The organism is Streptomyces rugosispiralis (assembly GCF_024505145.1).
Classification (GTDB): Bacteria; Actinomycetota; Actinomycetes; order Streptomycetales; family Streptomycetaceae; genus Streptomyces; species Streptomyces rugosispiralis.
Genome location: NZ_JANIAA010000030.1, coordinates 38,563 through 61,151, shown reverse-complemented (window position 1 = coordinate 61,151; position 22,589 = coordinate 38,563). Strand labels below are relative to the sequence as shown.

The following is a 22,589-nucleotide window of genomic DNA, read 5'->3' as shown; positions in this document are numbered from 1 at the left end:
CCGGAAGTCAAGCGTCGCTCAGGGACGGCCGCCCTTGATCATGTCCGCGCATTTCTCGCCGATCATCATCGTCGTGATGCACGGATTGACGGCGATGAGATACGGCATCGCCGAGCCGTCCGCCACCCGCAGCCCCGTCACCCCCTTGACCCTCAGCCGCGGATCCAGCGGGGCGTCCGGGTCGTCGGCCGCGCCCATCCGCACCGTGCACGCCGGGTGGTAGACGGTGTTGTGGGTCTGGCGGATGTACCCGGCCAGCTCGTCCGCGCTGTTCACATCGGCCCCGGGGGCCAGTTCGGCGCCCGCCCACATGGCCAGCGCGGGCCGAGCGGCGATCTTGCGCGCCAGGAGCAGACCGCGGGTCATGATGTCCATGTCGTAGGAGTCGGTGAAGTAGCGGGGATCGACGCGCGCCTTGTCGCGGAAGTCGCGGGTGGCCAGCCGCACGGTGCCACGGGAGCGGGCCCGGGTGACGTTCGGGGTGAGGCAGAAGGCGTTCTCCGAAGTGGGGTAACCCCGGCGGTAGGTGTTCATGTCGAAGGGCGTCGAACCGTAGTGGAACATCAGGTCCGGGCGGTCCAGATCGGGCTCGGTGGCGGTGAAGATGCCGATCTCCCACCACTGGGTGGAGCTCTTGATCATGGGTTGCTCGGCGTTCCACATGATGACGCCCTCGGGGTGGTCCTGGAGGTTGCCACCGACCCCGGGGGAGTCCACGACCACCTCCACCCCCGTCTCCCGCAGATGTGCGGCCGGGCCGATCCCGGAGAGCATCAGCAGCTTCGGGGTGTCGATGGCGCCGCAGCAGACGATGACCTCGCGCCGGGCGTGCACCGTCAGGGTGTGGATCAGGTCGGGGGAGAGGTAGTCCACCCCGGTACAGCGCCGGTCCTCGTCCAGGACCAGCCGTCTGGCCTGGAGTCCGGTGCGCACCTCCAGATTGGGCCGGGAGTCCAGGACGGGGTGGAGATAGGCCACCGAGGCGGAGCAGCGGGTGCCGTCCTCACGGGCGTTGATCTGGAACCAGTGGGCTCCGCGCACCACCGTCGTCCCGGTGTTGAACGGCGTGATGGGGATGCCCACCTCCTCGCAGGCCGCCAGCACCGCCCTGCCGCACGGGTCCTCGGGCGGCACGGTGCGGATCCGGACCGGGCCGCCGCGGCCGTGGTGGTCGCCGGGCGCGTCGTTGTCCTCGAGGCGCCGGAAGAGCGGGAAGCAGTCGGCGGCCGACCAGCCGTCCAGGCCCAGGGCGGCCCATTCGTCGAGGTCCTCGGCGGGGGCCCAGAAGGCGATGCAGGAGTTGTGCGAGGAGCAGCCGCCGAGCACCTTGGCGCGGGCGTGGCGCAGAAAGCTGTTGCCCTTCTCCTGCGGTTCGACGGGGTAGTCCCAGTCGTAGCCGGAGCCCAGCAGCCCCATCCAGCGGTTCAGCCGCAGCACGTTGTCGTCCCCGAGGTCCGACGGGCCCGCCTCCAGCAGGCAGACGCGCACCGAGGGGTCCTCGGACAGCCGGGAGGCGACCACCGATCCGGCCGTACCGCCGCCGACCACCACGTAGTCGAACTGGTCCACGGGCCTCTCCTCCTCTCCTCCTCACCTCACGTCCTCACGGGGCGGTGGCGGCCGCGTGTTCGGCGAGCACACCCGTACGGGCCCGCTGGACGAACCAGTAGGAGGTGAAACCGCCCAGCGCGATCGCGCCGACGAACAGGACCGCGCCCCAGCGCAGATACCAGTGCTGCGGGCCGGTGGCGTTGTAGACCTGCGCCCTGGGCCAGGCGAGGTTCACGGTCATCGCCGTGCCCCACAGCACGGCCAGCGCGTTGACCGTCAGGCCAAGCCGCCCCAGCGAGAAGCGGCCCTCGGCCGGGCGCCACTGGCTCCTCAGCCGCCGTACCAGCATGGGCAGGGTGACCATCAGATACGCGAAAAAGAGCAGGATGAGCCCGCCGAGGGCGAACGAGGCCACCAGCGCCCGCAGAATGGCGCGCGGCGCGTTACGGCCCGGGTCCAGCGACTCCTCGCCCAGCGAGGACGCCGTGTCGAAGCCGTACATCACATACGCCGAGGCGAGCGAGACATACGCCGAGGCGAGCGAGGCGGTGAGGAACGCGCCGAGGTAGCCCAGCGATTCCCCCTGGCCACGGCCCAAGGTGTCCAGCGCCACCGACGGGCCGCGGGTGATGTTCGCGGCCAGCAGCAGGATCAGCACGACGGTGGCGATCAGCTCGATGGCCACGCCCGCGGAGTTGATACGGGCCATCAGCTTCACCCCGAAGCCGTTGACCAGCGTGGTGAACAGGACCAGCACACTGCCGAGCAGCACCGCGTTGGCCGCGCGCTCGGTCCCGGTGGAGCCGTCGCCGATCACCTGGAACCACGCCGAGACCTGCTCCAGCGTCACCTGGTAGGCGAGCGCCACGGCCGCCGGCGACACCATCGACGCCGTCATCATCATCCAGCCGCCCAGCCAGCCCACATGGGGACCGCCCAGCAGCTTGGACCAGTTGTAGACCGAACCGGCCACCGGATAGCGGCCCGCCAGCTCGGCGAAGCACAGCGCCACCATCAGCTGCCCGGTGAACACCATCGGCCACGACCACCAGTACGCCGGACCGCCGTGCGCCACGCCGAAGTAGAAGAGCTGGAAGGTGCCGGTCAGGAGGGAGATGTAGCTGATCCCGGCGGCGAAGGTGTGGAAGTTGCCCAGAGTGCGCTCGAGTTCCGGACGGTAGCCGAGCTCGGTGAGCGAGTCGTCGTCGTGCGCACCGTCCGGCCGTGGCTCCGGCGGCGGTCCGTCCGGCTCGGTCGCCGTCAATCGAACCACCGCTGCGGACGCGGCGCGGTGTTGCGCCAGACGTGCTTGAGTTCCTGGTACTCGTGCAGCCCCGACGGACCCAGCTCCCGGCCGACACCGGACTGCTTCATCCCGCCCCACTCGGCCTGCGGGACATACGGATGGAAGTCGTTGATCCATACGGTCCCGGCCCGCAGCCGGGACGCCACCCGGTGCGCCTTCTCGGTGTCCTGCGTCCACACCCCGCCCGCCAGGCCGTACACCGTGTCGTTGGCGAGCGCCACCGCCTCGTCCTCGTCCCGGAACCGCTCCACGGTGAGCACCGGGCCGAACGACTCGTCCCGCACCACCGACATGTCCGGGGTGCAGTCGTCCAGCACGGTCGGCAGGTAGTAGAAGCCCTTCGCCAGGTCCGGGTCGTCGGGCGGGGTCCCGCCGCAGCGCAGCACCGCGCCCTCGTCGATGCCCGCCACCACATAGTCGGTGATCTTCTGGCGGTGCTCGGCGGAGATCAGCGGCCCGGTGCGGGCGTTCTCGTCGAACGGCCCGCCCAGCCGGATGTTCCGGGCCCGGTGGACGATCTCGTCGACGAACGCGTCGTGCAGCTGCTCCTGGACCAGCAGCCGGGCACCGGCCGAGCACACCTGCCCGGAGTGCAGGAACACCGCCGTGAGCGCGTAGTCCACCGCGGTGTCGAAGTCGCAGTCGGTGAAGACGATGTTGGGGTTCTTGCCGCCCAGCTCCAGGGCCAGCTTCTTCACCGTGGGCGCGACGGCCGACATGATCCAGCGCCCGGTGACCACTCCGCCGGTGAAGGACACCAGGTCCACGCGTTCGTCGGTGACCAGCGGCGCGCCCGCGGTGGCCCCCGAGCCGAGGATCAGATTGGCGGCGCCGCCCGGCAGCCCGGCCTCGGTCAGCAGCCGCATCAGATGGATCGCGGTGTGCGGGGTCAGCTCGCTGGGCTTGAGGACGAAGGTGTTCCCGGCCGCCAGCGCGGGCGCCACCTTCCAGGCCGTCTGGAGCAGCGGATAGTTCCACGGCGTGATCAGCACACATACCCCGACCGGTTCGTGCACCACCCGGCTGTCGATCTCCGGACTGCCCACCTCCACCACGCGGCCGCCGCTCCCGGAGGAGGCGAGGGTGCCGAAGTAGCGGAAGCAGTTCGCGATGTCGTCGAGGTCGTACTCGCTCTCGACCAGCCGCTTCCCGGTGTCCAGGGACTCGGCGCGGGCGAGCGTCGGCTTCTCGCGCTCCAGCAGATCGGCCACCCGCAGCAGCAGTCCGCCCCGCTCACCGGCCGGGGTGCCGGGCCACGATCCGCGGTCGAACGCGTCCCGGGCGGCCGCCACCGCCGCGGCGGCGTCCTTCGGCCCCGCCTCGTCGACCACGGCGACCAGTGAGCCGTCCGCCGGGCAGCGGATCTCGCGGCTGTGTCCGTCGAGGGCGGTCGTCCAGTGGCCGCCGATGAAAAGCTCCGGCATGGGTTCCTCCGGGCTCGGACGACAGGGCCGGTCCCGAGTGGATCCATCGACGCACCCGTCCGGCCCACACACCGAGCGTAAATGGCCCGGGTCCCCCTCGCACGACGTACGGGGGCCGCGGATGCGGGCGGGCGCGGGCGTGGGCGGGCGCGGGCGTGGGCGTGGTGGGGGATGTGCGTGGGCGCGGTGGGGACGTGCGGGCCCGGCGGCCCCGCGAGATCGGCGTGCCCGGTCCGGCGCGTGCCGGGGGTCGTTGCGGGGGTGTGGCTCGGCTCGGTGGGGCGTGGGGCGCGGGCGTGGGCGTGGTGGGGGATGTGCGTGGGCGCGGTGGGGATGTGCGCGGGCGTGGTGCGGACGGGAGTGGGCGCGGTGGGGGCGGGAGGGCGCGTCCCGGCGGCCATGCTGAGATCGGCGTGCCCGGCCGGGGTGTGTTCCCGGGGCCTTCGCCGGGGGCCGTCGCCGGGGTGCGGTTTGGCGGGGTGCGGTTTGGCGGGGCGTGGGGCGTCGGGGCCATGCGGATCGTGGCTCAGATGTGGCACGCGCGGGCGGGACGCGAGGGGGCGTGGCGGGCACGCGAGGGGGCGGGGCGAAGCCCCAGATGAAGCCCCAGATGTGGCACGCGCGAGCGAGCGTGGCCGGGCGCGAGGCGCCGGGGCGACGGGTGTCACGGGAAACCATCTTGCGGCGGGACGTGTGACCGCACGCGTGGGCGGCACAATCCCTGGCATGGTCAACGCGTCCGAAGCCCACCGCGGCCCCGAGCCTCCCCGCGCTCCCCAAGCCCATGGGGCTCCCGGAGCCGACGGCGGCTCCGAAGTCCTCGGCGTCCCCGATCCCCGGCGCGCCCTCGCCGACGAGCTGCTCGCCGCCCTCGACCCGCTGCCCTTTCCGCGCCGGATGCGGGAGCTGGCCGGGCGGGCGCGGGCGGCCAGCGCCGAGGGGCGGCTGGGCGCGCTGATTGAGGAGTTGGAGCGGCGCGGGACGTACGAGCGGCGGCTGGCGGCCGTGGCCGCGGCGGCGGGCGGGCGCACCGGCCATCTCGCGGCGCGGCTCGCCGACCCGGACCCCGTGGTGCGGCACCGCGCCCTCGACACCGCACGTCGCGGCGGCCCCGGCGCGGTCCCGGACGATGCGCTGGAGGCGGCGTTCGAGGACGCGCCCGCCACCGTACGGCGCGAACTGGCGCGCACCGTCGTGGCCGGGCGGCGCACCGCGCTCGCGGACCGGCTGATCGAGCCGTTCCGGGAGCGCTGGGGCGACGGCGAGGCCGCCCGGCTGCTCCCGGGCTGCGGGCCCGAGACCGTGGGGCGGCTGCTGCCCGAGCTGTTCCACGCCGTCCGCGGCTGGCGGCCCCTCGTCTCCCGGCATCCTCGCACCGTCCTGGACGAGGTGGCCCGCCAGCTCACCGCCCTGCCCGCACCGCTGCGCGCCGACTGGTGGACCCGCTACGCGCCCTGTATTGCGCTCGCCGCGCCCGTCGAGCCCGAGCGGGTGCTGGACCTGCTGGAGGACTACGGCCAGGGCCCGCTGCCGACCCCCGTACGGGCCCGGCTGTCCGCGCTGGTGGCCGCCGAGCCGAGCCGTACGCTGCGGCTGCTGCTCGCCCCCGAGCACGGTGGCACCCGGCGGCGGCTGGACCGGGCCGTGCTGCGCCGGTTCGTCCGCGCCGACCCGCCGGAGCTGGCCGAACTGGGCCGGGCCCTGCGGCACGACGCGGACCCCGACGCTCTCGCCCGGCTGCTGGCCACGCTGCCGCCCGCCCGCCGCTCCGCGTTCTACGACCAGGCGACCTTCGACCAGGCGACCTTCGACCGGGCCGCCGGCCGGGCCGCTCACGGTCAGGCCGCCTACCGCCAGGCCACAGACCGGGCTGCCGACGAGGGGGCCACCGACGGCCGGGTCACCGACGACCGAGCCACCGACGGCCAGGCCACAAACGCTCAGGCCACCCACGACCAGTCCGCCCACGACCAGTCCGCCCACGACCAGGCCACCCACCGCCGCGATGTCTCCCACGCCGTGATCGAGCCCGCCGTGCTCGAGGTCCTGCCGCGCCCTCGCCGTCAGGCCGAGGCCCGTCGGATGGCCGCTCAGGCGCGCGAGCGCGGCGCGCCCTGGACCACCGTGCTGGAGTCGGTGGCCCAGTTGCCGGTCGAGGAGGCGCGCGAGGAGCTGGAGGCCGCCGTGCGGCGCTCCTCGGCCGAGGACCGCGCCCTGGCCCATCCGCTGCTGATCCGGTGCGTCGCCCGATCCGCCGACCCGGACGCCCTCACCGAGCTGCTGCGCCTGCTGGAGCGGCTGCGCAACGAGCAGGACCCGGTGCGTTCCGCGGCGCTCGGCGCGCTCGCCCGCACCCATCCCGCGCTGTTCACCGACGACGCCGCCGAGCACCTGGACCGCATCGCCGCCGACGCCATCTCCGCGCGCGACTCGTCCTCCGCCACCCGCCAGGCGCTGCGCCACCTGGCCGTGGCGCTGCTGCGCGAACACGCCGTCACCGGGCGGCGGCAGCTGCTGGGCTGGGCGCTGCGCACCCTCACCCGGCTCGCGGGCAGCGTCGGCGCCGCCGACCTGGGCCGTCTCGACCACCAGTTGCGGCGCGGTCAGGAGCAGGCGGTGTTCGAGGCGCTGCGGCCGTGGCTGGAGGCGGGTGCAGAACGGGTCGACCACGAGCTGACCTTCGCCCTCGCCCGCTCCCTCGGGCGGCGCGCCCACGCCCTGCCCGAGCTGCAGGAACTCCTGTGGCAGGCCATCTCGTTCGGCAGCGACGCGACCGCCCGCACGGCCATCGGGCTGTGGCTGGAGCCACCCGCCGAGCGGGACGCCCGCGTGGCCGAGCTGCTCGCGCACGAGCCCTCGGCGGCCGTGCTGCCGCCCGTCCTGGCCGTGCTGACCCGCCGTCGCACCGATCTGCTCGACCTCGTCCTCGGCGACACCCCGCCGTACGGGCGCTTTCTGACCCCCGGCACCCACTGGACCCCGCCCACCGGGCGGGACACCGGCCGCTGGCTGCCCCGTCAGCAGGCCGCCGCCGCCCGCGTCCTGGACCGGGCCGCCGCCGACACCTCCCTGCGGCCGGGGCAGCGGGCGGCCGCCGTCGCCGACGCCGCGCCGATCCCCGGCCACGGCGCGGCCACCGTCCGGACCTGGACGGACACCGACGATGTGGTCCTGGCCGAGACCGCGCTCGCCGCCCTCGCCCGCACCGACCGCCCCGGCGAGGCCCTGCCCGCCCTGCTGGCCCACGCGGGCGACGACCGGGCCCGGGTGGCGATGTACGCGGCCACCCGAGCGTCCCGGTACGCCGAGCCGTCACGGCTGGGGCGACTGGTGCGCGGGGTGCTCGCACCGGACGGGGTCGCCACCGCCGTACCGCCCGTCCCCGCGAAGGTCACCAGCCGTAAGGAGGCCATCCGGCTCGCCGCCACCCTGCTCCCGGTGGCCGACGCCGCCGCACTGCTCGCCGACGCCTTCGAACTGCCCGGCCAGCACCCCGATGTGCAGGCCGCCTGTGTCGCCTTCGCCGCCGGGCTGCTCGACACCAAACGCGCCTGGGAGTTGCTGACCGCCGCCGCGAGCGGCCGCCGCGAGCTGCGCCACGCCGTGCTGCGCACCCGCCCGCTGGACCTCCCCGAGGCCCACCGCGGCCGCTACGCCCAGCTCATACGTGCCGTCTGCGACACCGACGACCCCGAGGTGGCGGCGGCCGGTTACGGGGCGCTGGCCCGCTGGTCGCCGTGGGCGCCGGACGCGGCGGCCGTACTGGTCGCGGCCGTCACCGACCTGGGCAACCGGGCGAGCTGGCGGCCCGCCGCCGACGCCCTGCTGGACCTGATGGCCGCGGCGCCCGACGGTTCGCCCGGTGACAACCCGCTGGCCTGGGCGCTCGCCGCGCTCGCCACCGCCGACGCCCGGCCCGGCGGCCCCGACGCCGAACCGGACCGGGACCGCCCCGCCCACCGCCGCATCCGGCACCTCGCCGACCGGCTCGCCACCCGGGCCCGGATGCGGCCCCGGGTGACCCGGCGCACCGCGCGGGCCGCCGGTGAACTCCTCGCCGGATACGAGACGTTCGTCCAGGAGGCCGCCCATGTGCTGGTGAACGCCCTCGACCTGGACTCCCGCCCCGGCCCGCTGACCGCCGCCCTCGCCCGCCTCGCCCGGCTGCACACCACCCGCCCCGCACTCGCCGTCCGTACCGCCGACACCCTGCGCCGACGGCTGAACACCGCCACGCGGCCGGGCTCCGACGCGGCCCTGCTGCGCGCCGCGCGGGAACTCGACGAGGACGGCGGCCACGCCTCCGGACTGTTCGCCGCGACCCTTACAGAGGTGGCCGGGGCCCGTACGGAGTGGGCGGAGCCCTGGCGGGAGCGGCTGCGCACGCTGCGCGGCCATCCGCACGCGGATGTGCGGGACGCGGCGCTGCGGCTGACGACGACGGTGGAGTGAGATGGCGGTGTGGCCGGGGGCCAGGGTCCGGGGGTTCCGGGGATTCCGGGGATTCCGGGGGTTCCGGGGATTCCGGGGGCGCGGGGGGCCCGGGGTCCCGGGGGCCCGGTATCCCTGGGACCCTCGGGTCAGTCGCTCTTGTGCCAGGTGCCGTCGGTGTAGTCGTAGGCGTAGGCGGGGCGGCCCTTGACGCTGCTGGTGCGGAACGGCGAGCCGTCGTCGTCGATCCGCACCGTCCCCGAGCGGCCGCCGCTCGACCAGTCCAGCTCCAGGTACCAACTGCAGTCGCAGCCCGCCGTCCGGGCCTTGACCAGTAACACCTCGGGGTCGGAGGCCGAGACGCGGTAGGGGAACTGGACGGCGGGGATCGGCTTGCCCGCGTCATTGCCGTCGATGGGGTGGGCCAGCGGACGGGCGGCGTCCAGATTCACCGAGAAGGCGCGCGGGGTGAGGGAGCCCCCGCAGCCGTTGTCCATGGCGAACGACGACCACGCGAGCGTGGTGCGGCGGCCCACGACCCGTACGTGCAGGGCTCGCAGGACGACGGCCGACGAGGCCCGGCCCTGCACCGTGACCTCGACGTTGGTGGTCCCGCCGTGCACCGCGTCATGGGCGGCGGCCCATGTCGGGGCGTCCTGCTCGGTGGGCGGCGGGGCGACCTGGGACGGGGGCCGGTCGATGAGATAGCGGTGGCCGCAGCCGTTCTCCCAGACGTGGGAACGGGTGGCGAGGGTGAGCGGGACCTGGGTGGACCCGCCGTGGCCCGGCCCCTTGGTCGCGCCGGACGTGGGGGACCCGGAGGCGTCCCCGTTGGCCCTCCGCTCCTTACCGCGTTCACCCTTCCCGTCGTCGCCGCGCGGTGCGCCGGACGCCTTGTCGTCGCCGTCCGTCGTCTGACGGTCCAGATGGCCCCGGGCGGTCGGCCCGGCGGGCGGCGTGGAGGACGGTGCGGCGGAGGGAGGCACGGCCGCGGTGTCCTTACGGTCGTCATCGCCGGGCGGCCGCACCTCGACCGCCGTAACGGCGAGCACGACAACGGCGGCGGCCCCGGCGAGCAGCGCCCATGGCCGGCGCACGCGTGAGGGGACGGCGGTGTCGGTGGTCCCTGCCGCCACGGCGCGCAGCCGGGCTCGTTTGGCGGGCGGGGGGTCGGTCTTGTTCGTGAGGGCGGGTTCGGCGTCGCCGCTGGGCGCGGGTCCGGGCTTGCCCGTGGGCGCGGGGCCGGTCTTGCCGGTGGGCGCGGGGCCGGTCTTGCCGGTGGCCGTGGCCGTGGGGCCGGCCTTGGCCTTGGCCGTGGATGTGGCCGCGGCCGTGGTCGCCGATCCGGCCTCGCCCGCGGGCACGCCGGGCGGTTGGGGCCGGGGGTCGTTGGTCCGTGTGCCGTCGGCCCGGTCGGTGTCGTCGGCGCGCCGGTGTGGGTCGCCGTCCGGATGTGCGGCCGCGCCGCGGTGCGCGGCACCACGAGCCCGTGCCGACCGGTCCGGGCCGTTGTCTTCTCCGGGGCGGCCCGATGCGGGGTCGGCCGCGGCGGACGCGCGGTGTGCGGCCGGGCGGGCGTCGGGCGTCGGAGCGGCCCTCGACGCGTCGTCGGCCGGGGTGGCGGCCTCGTGTCGCTCATCGGCTGCCGCGCGCGGCTGAGCGTCGCGCGAGCGCGCACCGGCCTCCGGCCCGGTGGCGCTGCCTCCGGCCGGCCCGGTGGCCGTGGACGCATCCGGGTGCGGGCCGGTCACCGGCCCCGGGCCGGGCGTGGCGACCCGCCCCTGACGACGGTCGGCGGCCAGAGGCACGGCGGGCGCCGCGGTGGTCCCGGACGCGTCCGACGCGGCGTCGGCGCCTCGTAAGTCGGCCGACTGCCGCGGCTCACCGCCACCGGACCGGCCGTCCGTCCCCCGTGCGGTGCCGTCCGCGGCCGGGCGGTCGGACGCGTCCCCGCCGTCGGACGCGTCCCCGCCGTCCGCGTCCCCGCCGTCGCCCCCGCGCGGTGCGGACACCTCGCTCTCGCGCGCACGGCGCTTCGCTGCGTCCGCGAGGATCCAGCGGCGGTGGAGGGCGACCAGCTCGTCCGGGGTTGCGCCGCACAGCCGGGCGAAGCGCTCGACGGGGGCGTAGTCCGCCGGGACCGCGTCGCCGTTGCAGTAGCGGTGCAGCGTGGACGTGCTGACGTGCAGTCGTGTGGCCAGCGAGCCGTAACTGCGGCCCGAGCGCTCCTTCAGCGCCCGCAGTCTCTCGGCGAAGTCCTCAACCTCTTTGGCGTTCCCCACGCCCACCACCCCCCAATATCGTCCCCGGGACCGCGAGTCGTCCCGTGGGCGTCCCACGAGCGCGTTCCAGGGTGTTGTCATACCCCCAAGTCAGCGTACGTGCAGGCGTTCCAGCGTCCCGAATGCCCCGCCGGTCGTAGCCGCCACGGCCAGGTGGCGCACACGCTTGTCCTGCCGCCGCGACCTCCCGGTGCGGCGGCGACATGCTGAAACCCTGAGATCGGGAAGAGACGAGGAAGCACCTCATGCGCAAGCCCACGCACTCATTCCGCGGCGCCGCGCTCGGCGTCGTGGCAGCGGCCGTGGCAGCGGCCGCGGTCGTGGCCGGGACCGGGCCGGCCCAGGCCCAGGCCCAGACCCAGACCCAGGCCCAGGCCCAGGCGGGGGCGCGGGCGGCCGTGCCCCAGCGCACCCCCGGCCACCTCGTGCCGAGGGAACTCCCGCCGCACCGCAGCTCCGACTGGTACGCGAGCGATGTCACCAAGGGCCTGCCCGAGACCCCTCCGTTCTGCGTGGAGCAGACCTTCCCGTCGGCCGGGACGACCCACCGCACGTTCTGGACCGAGTACGACACCGGCGCCACCCAGGTCGTGGTCAGGACCGGCACGGTGGAGGCGGCCCGCGAGCTGGCCGCCGCGGCCGAGAAGAAGATCCGGAACTGCGCCGCCGACTGGGAGCGCCAGTACCCGGAGGGCACCGCCTCCTGGCGGGACTACGGCGCTCTGACCGCCGAGGACGGCGCCCATGCCTACGGCGTCCACACCTCGTACCCGGACTCGGAGCCCGGCATCCACCTCTTCGGCGTGGGCCGCGACGGCCGGACCGTCACCGTGGTGACGTGGGGCGAGATGGGCGGCTACGACCAGGCGCCACTGGCCGACTTCAAGCGCACCACCACGACTGCCGTGGTCAAGCTGTACCACCCGTGAGCAGGGTCTGACGGAACCTGACGGGGTCTGACGGGGGACGGGGGACGGGGGATGCGCCCCGAGGGGCTGACGGGGGCGGGGTGGGACCGGTGGCGGCCACGCGTACACACGGGGGTACGCGTAGCCGCCACCTCCGCGTATCCCCGGGCCGCCGACCTGGGGGCCGTCGTGTCCGGGGAGGAGCCATGTCCCCGGGGGATGCCAAGAGCCGGGGAGGTGACGTGTTCCGGGCGACCGGGCCTCGGTCAGGTGACGTGTTCCCAGGAGGCGCGGAGACGCGTGGCGGAGGGTCGATCATGAGGGTGCGTGGCGGATATGGTCGAAGCACGCCCCCCACCGGACGCCCGACCGTCGGAGGTTTCCCGTGCCGAACGGATCGCTCTCCCTTGCCGCCTCGCTCTACCTGCTCTCCTACGACCCCGAGACCGGCGAGCCCGCCGGTGCTCACACCGCCCTCCTCGTCCGCGCCGCCGCGCTCACCGAACTCGTTCAGCGGGGCATGCTCACCGACGCCGACGGCAGCCCCTGCCCCGTGCCCGATGCCGCCACCGGCGACCAAGCGCTCGACGGGCTGCTGGAGCTGATCGGCGAATCCCGGCCGCGCAGCTGGCAGATCTGGGTGGGACATCAGCCGCGGCTGACCGAGCACGCGGTCCGCGACCAGATGGTGGCGGCCGGATATGTGCGGGCGAAGGGGAAGCGGATGCTGGGGCTGTTCCCGGCCAAGGAGTACACGCTGGAACGGCCCGACCAGGTGGTCGGGATGCGGGACGACGCGGTGCGCGTGCTGCACGGCGAGCAGCCGACGGCCGAAGTGTCCGAACGGGACGCGGCTTTGGTCACCCTGGCGGCGGCGGGTGAGCTGAGGTCCGTGGTGACGGCCACGGACGCCAAGGTCCGCAAACGGCGGATCCTGGAGCTGGGGGAGCGTTGCGGGGGTATGGGCCCGGTGCTGGAGAAGGTGATCGCGCAGGTGCGGACGGCGCTCGCGGCCGCCGTCGTCACGACCATGCTGGCGTCGACCACGGCAGTGACCGCCACCTGACCCCGCACCGCGAGGGCGGGCTCGAGCGTCCGTACGGGCCAGGGCGTCCGTACGGGCCAGGGCGTCCGTAAGGGCCAGGGCGTCCGTAAGGGCCAGGGCGTCCGTACGGGCTCGGCGTGTCCCGTAAGGGCCAGGGCGTCCCTACGGGCCCGAGCGGCCCGTACGGGTCCGGGGCCTCCGTGTACCAGCCAGGCGGCCTCCGTATACCGGCGCGGGCTTCCGTACGGGCTTCAGGCGTCTCTCAGCAGCGACGCCAGCCCCTCGTCCAGGTCGAGCTCCCCGGCCTCGCTGCCCTCGGGGACGACCGCGTACGACCGGCCGAGGAATCTGCGGAGGTCGGCGGTGTCGAACTGGACCATGGCCATGCCCTCGGGGGCGTGGAACTCCAGGACCGTCCCCTGCGGTCCGCTCGGCCACATCTGCACATCCCCGCTGCCCGCGGGGCCGCGCAGCCCGGCCGCGAGCAGCTCGCGGCCGAACGTCCACTCCACCGCGGAGCCGTCGAGGGACGCGGAGGGCGGGAAGGAGACGCGGACGGCGAACGGGTCGTCCCGCTCGTAGCGCAGGCACGCCGGAATCGCGCGTGACTCGGGTGTCGACGCGATGAGCTGTGCCTGGACGGCTTGGTCGATGACTGTGGTCACGTCGGCTCCCTTGCGATAGGTGCGGGGCGCGTCGCCCTTACGACCGTTAAGACGTTTGGGCGATCAGGCCAGTGCACCCACTTTCGACGTGACGTGCGTCACGACTGATTTTTCGTGGGGACATAGGGCATTTAGGCTTGCCAAACCATGCAAGGTCTCGGGCGCCGTGCGGAGCTGTTACAGAAACGTCGGCAATGACGAGGCACCCACCCCAGGGGTTGTTCCACCATGACCGAAGGTCACGCGGCGCTCGACGCGGCCGCCTACAGCCGAATCTACGAAGCCGAATATTCGCGTCTGTGCGGATATGCCCGAACTCTTACCGGTAACCCCTGGGTTGCGGGGGACCTGGTGGCCGAGGCGCACTACAGCGTGTGGCGTCGGATCCGCGCCGGGCATCCCCTCGGTGCCGACGCCGTCCCGGCCGAGCTGACGGGCGCCGTAAGGGCGCTGTCGGTCGGGGTGGGGAACGGGGGTCCGCCGCAGCAGGCGTCGTACCTCGAACCGCTCGTCCAGGTCCTCGACGAGCTGCCGCAGCGCTGGGTCAAGGTGCTGTGGCTCGCCGAGGTGGACGGGCTCCCGTCGGAGGAGGTGGCGTGGCGGGCCGGGGAGAGCCCGGACGGCGCGGCGGCCCTGGTGGAGCGCGTCCGGGAGAGCGTGCGCCAGGAGTTCCTGCGCGCCCAGCCCGGCTATCCGGCGAGCGCCGCGTGCGGTGGGCACTGGGAGGGGCTGCCCGATCATGTGCGGGGCGCGGACTCCCCTCACCAGGCCGAGCAGATCGCGGTCCACATCGACGGCTGCCGGGACTGCCGGGGCCGGATGGAGCAGTTGGTCGCGGCCGACGGCCGGCTGTCCGCGCTGACCGGCCCGGCGCTGCTCGCGCTGTACGACCGGGACATGGCGCGCTTCCTGGCGCCGCTGGCGGCCGCTGCCGCGGTGGGTGGCGCGGGGGTCGCCGGAGCGGCTGCCCTGGCGACCGGCGGCGGTGCGCACGCGGCGCCCTCGAACGGGCCGCTGGTCTCCTCCCGCCGTTCCATGCACCACCTCGTCCGCGGCCAGGTGCGCCAGGCGGGACCGGTGGCGGTCGCGGCGGCCGCGGGCGCTGTGCTGCTGGTCGCGGGGGCGGCGGTCATGACGGGGCTGGCGCTGACGGACGGCGGCTCGGCGGCGGCACAGCAGCCGGCGGCGGGCTCGGAGCCGTCCATGTCGGATACATCCGACTCCGCTGATTCTTCCGCTTCCTCCGCCACCCCGGGCGCCTCGCGGCACTCGGAGGGGGCGCGGGTGGGCGTTCCGGGGGAGGCGTCCCGGAACCGGCCGTCCACCGCGAGCGTGCCCACCGGGCACTCCCCGACGGATGTGCCGTCCAGCGCCGTATCCCCCTCGCGCAAGGCGCCGACGTCCGGTTCCTCCGCTTCGCCCTCGTCGCGACCGTCTTCGCCCCCTTCGTCCTCCGCGTCGAGCGGTCCGTCGCACCGGCCGACCGACGAACCGACCCAGAAGCCGACCGCGAAGCCGACGGACGGCGGTACGTCGGACCCGGGCAGCACCCCGAGTGGGCAGCCGACGCGGCAGCCCACGGACGAGCCGACGCAGCGGCCCACGGCCAAGCCGACCGACCCCGGAGGCTCCGGCTCCGGCGACTCCCGGGGCTGTGTCTCGCTCGTGGTCCGGCTCTGCGTCTCCCACTAGGCCGCTGGGGGTGCCCGCCGTGTCTTGGCGCCTGCGGCGGGCTGTTCCCCTCCCCGGGCTTCTTCAGACGCCCCAGCTCGCCGAACGCGGACTGCGCTGTGGACGCCCCCACGCTCAGGACGCAGAAATCGAGGCCATGGTGAAGGCCCGCTTGGATCGTCAGACGGTGCTGGATCGACCCAAACCGCCGCGCTGCTGGTTCATCCTCGACGAGGCCGTGCTACGTCGTCCCGTTGGCGGACATGAGGTGATGGGCGCTCAGCTGGCGTCTCTCCTCAAGCGTGGGACACAGTCACACGTGACCATCCAAGTGCTGCCCTTCACCGCCGGTGACCATCCTGAGAGAGGCGGATCTCTGACGCTGTTCACTATTCCCGGTGAGCCGTTGGTGGCGTACGACGAGGGCAGCCAATCCGGGGTGATCATTGAGGACCAAGAGGCTGTCGCACGACGTAGAGAGAACTACGATCTGCTCAGGGCCATGGCCCTCTCGCCTCTCGACTCGGAGGCGATGATCCGAGCCGTTTTGAAGGACTGGACCCCATGCCGACCACCCCGGACCTGAGCTGTGCCGCCTGGCGTAAGAGCAGCTACAGCAACAACGACGGTGGCAATTGCGTCGAGATCGCGGACAACCTCTCGGGCGTCGTCCCGGTCCGCGACTCCAAGTGCTCCGATGGCCCCGCCCTCATATTCCCTGCCGGGGCATGGGCCACGTTCATCGCAAGCCTCAAGATGGGCTGAACTCATGCCAACCACCCCGGACCTGAGCACTGCCGCGTGGCGCAAGAGCAGCTACAGCAACAGCAATGGCGGCAATTGCGTCGAGGTCGCCGACAACCTCCCGGGCCTCGTCCCCGTCCGTGACTCGAAGAACCCTGACGGCCCCGCCATCCTGTTCCCCGCCGGATCGTGGGTCGCGTTCATAGTCTCTCTCAAGGCGTGAGCGATCGCCGCATGCTGGAATACGAACGGTTTCATGACCATGCACCGTAGCGCCCGAGCGGTGAACAGGCGTCCGTAGAAGTCGAGTTGGGCAAGGCTCCGCCGGGGCCATCCGGACTTGGCGGTGGAGGTGAGCCATGAGGAAGGCGCGTGCGGGTCTTTCGGCGTTCGAAGCGAGAGCAGGAGAGGCCGCGCGGACCCTGCTGCACAACCAGGGCTACGACGGCGGGTGGGGTCTCACGCTCACGTCGGTGTCGTCGATCGTCAACACGAGCGAGGTCCTTCCGATCCTGCGGGCCGCCGGGCTCGCGGGGCAGCCGGTGCGTGAGGCACTCGACTTTCTGACCGGCGCCATTCCGGAGCACTGCCGACCCCGTCACAAGGGCGGCCGTGGTGAGCACACCCGTTTCGTCGCCTTTGGCCTGACCGGGCTGCTGTCGCACCCGCGTTTCTTCCACCATGACGGTGTCGTGGAGGCCGCCGCCTGGTGCGTCGGCTGGCTCGAGGACCATCGCGTTGACCACGGCTGGCCCGAGGTACTCGGTCTCGACGACACCTCGCTGCACCAGACCGCCCTCGCCGTGCAGGGGCTCGCCCAGCTCAGGGACACCCTCCACGAGCTCGGCCCGGGTTTCGTCCTCCCGGGCGGGGCGGACACCACGAGCCTGCTGGGGCGAGTCGAGCCACTGATCGACCACGGCCTCCATGGTCTTCTCTACCACCGCCGGTTCAGCGGCGCCTGGGGTTGGCGCACCTACGTGGATACCGACCCGAGCCCGAGCAAGACCGCGCTGTGCCTGCTGGCGCTCTCAGCAGTTGCCTCCGGGGCCGGTCCCGGAGGCGAACTGGCCTACCGGGACGCGCCCCGGGACGCCGGAGGCGTCCACGGCCCGGTGCAGAAAAAGCGGCTGTCCGAGGCGGTCGTCGAGGCCGGGCAGTGGCTGCTGCGCAACCACCACCGCTGGGAGAGCTTTGTCGAGGACGACAAGGACGTACAGGGCACCGCGTGGGAGCATATGGCGTACGCGCTGTGCACCCAGGCCGTCATTCGGGCCGGTGCCAACCCGCGCGATCCCCGGCTGTCCACGGCGTGGCGGCTGATGAACGACCTGTGGGAGCCCGAGGCCGGGATGTGGAACGAACCCGGCGCCTCTGGCAAGCGCGCCACCATCCGCGCGGCGTACTACACCGTCTCGGCCTACCAGGAGGCCCTCGGCCGTCTCGCCCGGATCGGCATCGGCGAGGAAGCCGGGGCCGGTGACAGCGACATTGCGGCGGAGATCCCCCTCATGGGCGCCGAGCTTGCCGCTGGGCACACGGTCCTGCTGATCACACCGGACAGCGACGGCCCGGTGGCATGTCAGCTCTCGGAGCGGCTGTTCGACCTGGCGAAGGTCGTGCACGACGGTCCTCGTGAGGGCATGTCGACCGAGCAGATCGCCCAGGCCCTGTTCGTTGCCCCGTCCTCGGTTCCCAAGTACGTCCAGCGACTGAACCAGGCGGTGTCCGCCGCCCTCGGCGGCGCCCAGGCCCGGTTGCTGATGGCCGACACCGTGAACGGAGCTGGCGGCTACGCCTGGGCCCGCTCGGAGGTGACCGGGTAGTTCAGCAGGGCGAAGCGTGCCAGGGAGCGGACCTGCTCGAAGGTCGGCAACCGCTCCAGGTCCTCCAGGCTGAACCACCCAGCCCCGTGCACCTCCTCCAACTGCGCCTCCACGGCCTGCTCGCCGGTGCCTGCCTGGCGGCGGACGTAGAAGAACTGGACCAGGGCGGGGATGGCGAACCCTTCCCGCTCGATGTCCACGTAGAACGGCACCGGCTCGGGGGTGGCGTTGTCGTCGGCCGGGTGGATGGCGGGCTGGCTGGAGATCGCCTCCACCAGCAGGCCGCTCTCTTCTTTGAATTCCCGCACGGCCGTTCCGGCGAACGACTCGCCAGGCTCGATGTGCCCGCCGGGCGGGACCCACTTGTCGAAGCGGTTGTGGTGGACGAGCAGCACCTTGCCGCGCTCGACGAGGTAGCCCGAGCAGATGTACACCAGACCGATGTCGCTGGTGGTCCGGCCGTCGTGAATGAGAATCGAGCGAGGCACGCTCGCCACGATAGCCCACTGGCCTTTTCCTGAACTCGCCGGCAGAGCAGGGGCTACGGGCGCCGGATGACATGTCATCGGCGATGACATCGCAATGTCATCGCATACACGTTATGACAGGCCGGAAGGTGGACGCGTGCCCCGCCACTGCCGATCGGCTGCGCGGGCGAAGGCCCTGTTCGGTGAGGGAAAGGACCGTGATGCGCATCCGCATCTCCGGCTGGCGTGCCCGCTACGATCAGTGGTTCACGGTCCCGCAGACCGTGGTTGTCCAGCCCACGACCTGGTGCAACCTCGACTGCCATTACTGCTACCTGCCTTTCCGCAAGCTCAGGCACCACATGCACCCGGATGTCGCGGCCGCCCTGGCGATGTCGGTCGCTCAGCTCACGGCCAGCGGCAGCCCGCCCATCGGGATCGTCTGGCACGGCGGGGAGCCCCTCGCGCTCGGCCCGCAGAAGTTCAGGGCGCTGCTCGCCCCCTTCGAGGATCTGCGCCGCGCGGGCCGCGTCCACCACTACGTGCAGACCAATGCCACCCTGATCACCGACACCTGGTGCGAGCTGCTGACCGCATACGACATCCGCGTGGGCGTGAGCATCGACGGCCCGGCCGCGTTGAACACCGAGCGGGTCGACCTGCGCGGCAAGCCTGCCTTCGACCGGATTCTCCACGGCATCCGGCGATTGCGTGAGCACGGCATCCCGTTCTCCGTGATTTCGGTCGTGGCCACCGAGTCCATCACTCGGCCCGATGAGCTGCTGGGATTCCTGGCGGAGCTGGGCTGCCACTCGGCGGGGCTCAACATCGAGGAGGTCGAGGGCGTCAATACCGACCGGCAGGCACCCACGCCCGCGCAGGCCGAGGAGTTCTGGCGCCGCACCCTCATCTGGACCCGCTCCCACGGCGACCGCCTGAAGGTGAGGGAACTCGAACGCCTCGCCGAGTACTTGCACCTGATCCGCACTGGACAGCGCGCGGCATGGGACGAGCGGCGCCTCGATCCGATCCCCACCGTCTCCGTCGCCGGTGACGTGGTGCTGCTCTCCCCGGAGCTTGCGGACACCACCGACCCTGCCTACGACGACTTCCGCGCCGGCAACATCCTCCACCAGCCCCTGCCCGTGATCCTTAGCGGCGCGCACCGACTCCGCTACGTCCGAGACTTCCTCAACGGCCTGGACCGCTGCCGGGCCGGGTGCGCGTTTTTCGACTTCTGTCGCGGCGCCCAGGCCGCCAACCGCTACTTCGAGAACGGCAGCCTGAAGTCCACCGAGACCAACTACTGCCGGGTCTCCCGGCAGGCCCTGGTCACGGCCCTGTCCACCCTCGCAACCAAGGAGAAAGGGCAAGCAACATGACACTCCTCGACGGATTAGCCACTTCCGACGCGCCGGTCGTGATGGACTTGATCTCCACCCACGTCGCTCCGGCTCCCATGACCACTGGGGTGGTGTGGGACAACCGGCCTACATGGGACAACTGGCGGAAGAGCCCCGCCCCCTTCGATAATCGGCCCACGTGGGACAACTGGAACAAGAAGAGGTAGCCCACCGTCGGCGGCGTGCCCGCGCGAGGGCGCACCGCCGGTGCCGCACCAGGCCCACCTCGTTGGAAGGCATCTCAATGGGAACCCGCACGATCCGTCGCACGAGCGTTACCCTGCCCTCGCTGGAGGAGCCCGGTCTGTACCTGACCCACGTGACCTCGCTCGAAGGCGGTCGTGGCCGGGTCGCGGAGTTCCACTACGGCGACGCGGATCTGCGCGTGCTGGACCTGGCCGACACGCACCTGATCGATGGGCGGATCTCCGGGCTCAAGACCCAGCGCGCCCGGCTGGAGAAGCTCCGCGTCGACTCTGTGGAATTCACCGGCTGCGACCTGTCCTCCCTGCGCTGGACCGACAGCAAGGTCACCCGCGCCGTCTTCCGAGACTGCAAGCTGATGGGCGCCATGTTGGAGGACGTCACCCTAGACGACGTCCTGTTTGAGAACTGCAAGCTCGACTACAGCACCTTTACCCGCGTCCGGGCCGTCGGACCCCTGATCTTCTCCCAGTGCTCCCTGCGCGAGACCACGTTCGATGCGGCCGACCTGAGCACAGCTGCGTTCGAGGACTGCGATCTACGGCTTGCTGAGTTCGACGGCGGCACGTACCGCCACCTGGACCTGCGCGGCAACGACCTCTCCCAGCTCCGCGGCCTCGCCTCACTCAAGCAGGTGATCATCGACCATGGACAGACCCCGCAGCTGGCCGAGGCTCTCGCCGCAGAGCTCGACGTCACCTACGGCGAAGACCTCGACGACAAGTAGCCCCTTACCCGCCCTCGGGAGGGCGCCATGGGTCCGCGGCTCTTATACACAGCGTTTGACGACATACGCGGCCAGAGCGGGCATGTGGCTGTCCGAGGTGCTGAACTACAGCAAGTCCGCCAGCGCCCGTGTCGTCCTTACGGTCCCCGTGCCGTCTTACGGTCGCTGCTGGCGGTGTTCGGCGAGCGCCGGGGCCGTACGCGTGGCCAGGAACTCGGTGATGGTGTAGTCGCCGACGCCCGCGACCACGAAGGGGTCGCTCGCCACCATCTCCTCGATCCTGGCCCGGTCGTCGCCGAGCGCCAGGATGACCCCGCCGTCGCGGGGGTTCTTGGGCCCGGAGGCGAGGAAGACGCCGTTCGCGAAGTGGTCGTCCACCCAGACGAGGTGCTCGGGGAGGGCGGCCTCGACGCGGTCCGCCGAGGCGGTGTACGTGATCTCCAGTACGAACATGACGGGCAGGCTAGTAACGTGAACCGCACGATGACCAGGGCCGTCGATCCACGATATGAGCTGCCCCGCGACTGGCCCACGACCGAGGCCGAGGCCATCGCCGTCCAGGAGCGGACGCGGGGGTCCGTGGTCGTCGGCGGGGAGGTGCCCGAGCCGGGCACCGGCACCGGCGCGGTCGTCGGGGTGGATGTGGCGTACGACGACGAGCACGACCTGGTTGCGGCCGCCGCCGTCGCCCTGGACGCCCGTAGCCTTGCCGTCGTCGCGGAGGCGACCGCGGTGGGCCGGGTCTCCTTCCCGTACGTCCCCGGGCTGCTGGCGTTCCGTGAGATCCCGGCCGTCCTCGACGCGCTGGGCGACCTCGACCGGCGGCTCGGCCGCCCAGCCGACCTGGTGGTGTGCGACGGCTACGGCCTCGCCCACCCCCGCCGGTTCGGGCTGGCCAGCCATCTCGGGGTGCTCACCGGGCTGCCCACCATCGGCGTCGCCAAGAACCCCTTCGGCTTCCGTCACGCCGACCCGGGGCCGCGCCGCGGTGACTGGTCGCCCCTGCTCGACGGGGACGAGGAGGTCGGCCGGGCGCTGCGCACCCGCGACGCGGTGAAGCCGCTCTTCGTCTCCGTCGGCCATCGGGTGACCATCGCGGACGCCTGCGCGTACACCCTGCATCTGGCCCGTGATTTCCGGCAGCCCGAGACGACGCGGCGCGCGGACGCGCTGTGCCGCCGGGCCCTGAAGGCCGCCACGCCCTGAAGGCGGTGCGGTGAGCCCGACCTCCGGACGTGGCGGCTGTGCACGCGGTACTCCGAGCGCTGTGCGTGCGGTACTCCGAGCGCGGCGCCGGGCGAACCCCTGTACCCCCCGGCGTCGCCCGCCCCGGGGTCGCCCCAGGGTCGCCTCAGACCCGCCGCGTCTCGGCCAGGAAGCAGCCGAACTCGACGGCGCGCACATGCACCGCCGCCACCCGCGGGTCCCCGTACAGCTCGGCCAGCCCCTCCTCGATCGTCGGCTCGCCGTCGTTCAGCAGCCGGCCGCCGAGGATGTTGCCCTCGGCCGTGTACGCCCGCAGCACCCGCCGCCGGCCCCGGACGCCGTCCGCGATGCCGGGGCCGGTCCAGCCGTCGCACTCGTCGAGGTGGATGAAGACCGGGCCGACCTCGTTGTAGGGGCCGGGCGTGGCCCCCGTCTCCCGCGCCCAGCGGCGCAGCGGGGCGTAGGAGACGAGCGCGATGGTCTCGTGCGGCCGGCTCCGGCCCAGGCAGCAGCGCATCGGGCTGCCGCCCTCCTCGTCCTCCACCACCAGGCGCGGCGGGTTCCCCGCGTCATCGGTGATCCGTAGCTGCTTCAGCGCCTCGGGCGCGATGGCCCGCATCTCATGGTTTTCGTCCATGTGCCCAAGACTGGCCGGTGGGCTCGCGGACCGCTGGCGGGATTCGGACGAGGCGCTGCGGCGGGAATGTACTTGACAGGGCGATGGCGCTC

At 72.8% G+C, this 22,589-nt stretch carries 20 protein-coding genes; 12 read left to right on the top strand and 8 right to left on the bottom strand.

What is annotated here, in order from left to right:
* Nucleotides 1–18: 18 nt before the first annotated feature.
* The 3 genes from NP777_RS32925 to NP777_RS32915 are packed head-to-tail and all read right to left on the bottom strand — an operon-like array spanning nt 19 to nt 4,281.
* Complete coding sequence (locus NP777_RS32925; protein WP_256653830.1) at nt 19–1,569, bottom strand: GMC family oxidoreductase; 1,551 nt, start codon at nt 1,567–1,569, stop codon at nt 19–21.
* 34 nt (nt 1,570–1,603) lie between these two features.
* Entirely contained in the window at nt 1,604–2,824 is a 1,221-nt protein-coding gene (locus NP777_RS32920; protein WP_391858624.1) for an APC family permease, read from the bottom strand.
* Entirely contained in the window at nt 2,812–4,281 is a 1,470-nt protein-coding gene (locus tag NP777_RS32915) for an aldehyde dehydrogenase family protein (protein WP_256653828.1), read from the bottom strand. Before NP777_RS32915 ends, NP777_RS32920 begins: the two co-directional genes overlap by 13 nt.
* 726 nt (nt 4,282–5,007) lie before the next feature.
* Between NP777_RS32915 and NP777_RS32910 the strand changes: the two genes are divergently transcribed.
* A complete protein-coding gene (locus NP777_RS32910; protein ID WP_256653827.1) occupies nt 5,008–8,733 on the top strand; it encodes a hypothetical protein in 3,726 nt (1,241 codons plus the stop codon).
* A 128-nt stretch (nt 8,734–8,861) separates the two neighbouring features.
* Here the strand turns inward: NP777_RS32910 and NP777_RS48620 are convergent, their stop codons facing one another.
* Nucleotides 8,862–10,994 carry a transcriptional regulator gene (locus NP777_RS48620; RefSeq protein ID WP_391858623.1) on the bottom strand — a complete coding sequence of 711 codons (2,133 nt, stop codon included), beginning with the start codon at nt 10,992–10,994 and terminating at the stop codon, nt 8,862–8,864.
* A 245-nt stretch (nt 10,995–11,239) separates the two neighbouring features.
* Between NP777_RS48620 and NP777_RS32900 the strand changes: the two genes are divergently transcribed.
* Together NP777_RS32900 and NP777_RS32895 are read left to right on the top strand one after the other, a co-directional pair.
* The gene (locus NP777_RS32900) at nt 11,240–11,923 is read left to right on the top strand and encodes a hypothetical protein (RefSeq protein ID WP_256653826.1); all 684 of its coding nucleotides are present in this window, start codon (nt 11,240–11,242) and stop codon (nt 11,921–11,923) included.
* Nucleotides 11,924–12,287: 364 nt separating this feature from the next.
* On the top strand, nt 12,288–12,968 hold the full coding sequence (locus NP777_RS32895; protein ID WP_256653825.1) for a GOLPH3/VPS74 family protein: 681 nt from the start codon (nt 12,288–12,290) through the stop codon (nt 12,966–12,968).
* Nucleotides 12,969–13,198: 230 nt separating this feature from the next.
* Here the strand turns inward: NP777_RS32895 and NP777_RS32890 are convergent, their stop codons facing one another.
* On the bottom strand, nt 13,199–13,612 hold the full coding sequence (locus NP777_RS32890; protein WP_198281932.1) for an SsgA family sporulation/cell division regulator: 414 nt from the start codon (nt 13,610–13,612) through the stop codon (nt 13,199–13,201).
* Between the two features lie 228 nt (nt 13,613–13,840).
* Here NP777_RS32890 and NP777_RS32885 point away from each other — a divergent pair, with 228 nt between their 5' ends.
* The 5 genes from NP777_RS32885 to NP777_RS32865 all read left to right on the top strand — a co-directional run bounded on the left by NP777_RS32885 (nt 13,841) and on the right by NP777_RS32865 (nt 17,853).
* Nucleotides 13,841–15,304: a hypothetical protein gene (locus NP777_RS32885; RefSeq protein ID WP_256653824.1), complete on the top strand. Its 1,464-nt coding sequence runs from the start codon at nt 13,841–13,843 to the stop codon at nt 15,302–15,304.
* On the top strand, nt 15,267–15,869 hold the full coding sequence (locus tag NP777_RS32880; protein WP_256653823.1) for a DUF5753 domain-containing protein: 603 nt from the start codon (nt 15,267–15,269) through the stop codon (nt 15,867–15,869). Before NP777_RS32885 ends, NP777_RS32880 begins: the two co-directional genes overlap by 38 nt.
* Nucleotides 15,848–16,048 (top strand): DUF397 domain-containing protein, encoded by a 201-nt coding sequence (locus NP777_RS32875; RefSeq protein WP_256653822.1) that lies wholly within the window; start codon nt 15,848–15,850, stop codon nt 16,046–16,048. Before NP777_RS32880 ends, NP777_RS32875 begins: the two co-directional genes overlap by 22 nt.
* Nucleotides 16,049–16,052: 4 nt before the next feature.
* Complete coding sequence (locus tag NP777_RS32870) at nt 16,053–16,250, top strand: DUF397 domain-containing protein (protein WP_256653821.1); 198 nt, start codon at nt 16,053–16,055, stop codon at nt 16,248–16,250.
* Nucleotides 16,251–16,386: 136 nt separating this feature from the next.
* Nucleotides 16,387–17,853, top strand: a complete 1,467-nt coding sequence (locus NP777_RS32865) for a hypothetical protein (protein ID WP_256653820.1) — start codon at nt 16,387–16,389, stop codon at nt 17,851–17,853.
* Here the strand turns inward: NP777_RS32865 and NP777_RS32860 are convergent.
* Nucleotides 17,820–18,341 carry an NUDIX hydrolase gene (locus NP777_RS32860; protein ID WP_256653819.1) on the bottom strand — a complete coding sequence of 174 codons (522 nt, stop codon included), beginning with the start codon at nt 18,339–18,341 and terminating at the stop codon, nt 17,820–17,822. The genes NP777_RS32865 and NP777_RS32860 overlap by 34 nt on opposite strands.
* A 200-nt stretch (nt 18,342–18,541) precedes the next feature.
* Between NP777_RS32860 and amcB the strand changes: the two genes are divergently transcribed.
* The 3 genes from amcB (at nt 18,542) to NP777_RS32850 (ending at nt 20,654) form a co-directional block, all read left to right on the top strand.
* Nucleotides 18,542–19,702 carry a cyclophane-forming radical SAM peptide maturase AmcB gene (gene amcB, locus NP777_RS32855; protein ID WP_256653818.1) on the top strand — a complete coding sequence of 387 codons (1,161 nt, stop codon included), beginning with the start codon at nt 18,542–18,544 and terminating at the stop codon, nt 19,700–19,702.
* Nucleotides 19,699–19,890 (top strand): multiple cyclophane-containing RiPP AmcA, encoded by a 192-nt coding sequence (amcA, locus tag NP777_RS48615; RefSeq protein WP_391858622.1) that lies wholly within the window; start codon nt 19,699–19,701, stop codon nt 19,888–19,890. The genes amcB and amcA overlap by 4 nt, the downstream gene beginning before the upstream one ends.
* 77 nt (nt 19,891–19,967) lie before the next feature.
* Complete coding sequence (locus NP777_RS32850; protein WP_256653817.1) at nt 19,968–20,654, top strand: pentapeptide repeat-containing protein; 687 nt, start codon at nt 19,968–19,970, stop codon at nt 20,652–20,654.
* Between the two features lie 156 nt (nt 20,655–20,810).
* Here NP777_RS32850 and NP777_RS32845 read toward each other — a convergent pair whose 3' ends face one another.
* A complete protein-coding gene (locus NP777_RS32845; protein WP_256653816.1) occupies nt 20,811–21,107 on the bottom strand; it encodes a YciI family protein in 297 nt (98 codons plus the stop codon).
* A gap of 30 nt (nt 21,108–21,137) precedes the next feature.
* Between NP777_RS32845 and NP777_RS32840 the strand changes: the two genes are divergently transcribed.
* Nucleotides 21,138–21,860, top strand: a complete 723-nt coding sequence (locus NP777_RS32840) for an endonuclease V (RefSeq protein ID WP_256653886.1) — start codon at nt 21,138–21,140, stop codon at nt 21,858–21,860.
* A 145-nt stretch (nt 21,861–22,005) separates the two neighbouring features.
* On the opposite strand, the gene NP777_RS32835 is transcribed toward NP777_RS32840, so the two are convergent.
* On the bottom strand, nt 22,006–22,497 hold the full coding sequence (locus NP777_RS32835) for a DUF1203 domain-containing protein (protein ID WP_256653815.1): 492 nt from the start codon (nt 22,495–22,497) through the stop codon (nt 22,006–22,008).
* Nucleotides 22,498–22,589: the final 92 nt, after the last annotated feature.

Bases quoted from the DNA above. Each gene is read 5' to 3' on its own strand.
- NP777_RS32865 (WP_256653820.1), top strand. From the start codon at position 16,387: ATGAGGAAGGCGCGTGCGGGTCTTTCGGCGTTCGAAGCGAGAGCAGGA.
- NP777_RS32845 (WP_256653816.1), bottom strand. From the start codon at position 21,107: ATGTTCGTACTGGAGATCACGTACACCGCCTCGGCGGACCGCGTCGAG.
- NP777_RS32910 (WP_256653827.1), top strand. From the start codon at position 5,008: ATGGTCAACGCGTCCGAAGCCCACCGCGGCCCCGAGCCTCCCCGCGCT.
- NP777_RS32900 (WP_256653826.1), top strand. From the start codon at position 11,240: ATGCGCAAGCCCACGCACTCATTCCGCGGCGCCGCGCTCGGCGTCGTG.
- NP777_RS32875 (WP_256653822.1), top strand. From the start codon at position 15,848: ATGCCGACCACCCCGGACCTGAGCTGTGCCGCCTGGCGTAAGAGCAGC.
- NP777_RS32885 (WP_256653824.1), top strand. From the start codon at position 13,841: ATGACCGAAGGTCACGCGGCGCTCGACGCGGCCGCCTACAGCCGAATC.
- NP777_RS32850 (WP_256653817.1), top strand. From the start codon at position 19,968: ATGGGAACCCGCACGATCCGTCGCACGAGCGTTACCCTGCCCTCGCTG.
- amcA (WP_391858622.1), top strand. From the start codon at position 19,699: ATGACACTCCTCGACGGATTAGCCACTTCCGACGCGCCGGTCGTGATG.
- amcB (WP_256653818.1), top strand. From the start codon at position 18,542: ATGCGCATCCGCATCTCCGGCTGGCGTGCCCGCTACGATCAGTGGTTC.
- NP777_RS32870 (WP_256653821.1), top strand. From the start codon at position 16,053: ATGCCAACCACCCCGGACCTGAGCACTGCCGCGTGGCGCAAGAGCAGC.
- NP777_RS32835 (WP_256653815.1), bottom strand. From the start codon at position 22,497: ATGGACGAAAACCATGAGATGCGGGCCATCGCGCCCGAGGCGCTGAAG.
- NP777_RS32840 (WP_256653886.1), top strand. From the start codon at position 21,138: ATGACCAGGGCCGTCGATCCACGATATGAGCTGCCCCGCGACTGGCCC.
- NP777_RS32915 (WP_256653828.1), bottom strand. From the start codon at position 4,281: ATGCCGGAGCTTTTCATCGGCGGCCACTGGACGACCGCCCTCGACGGA.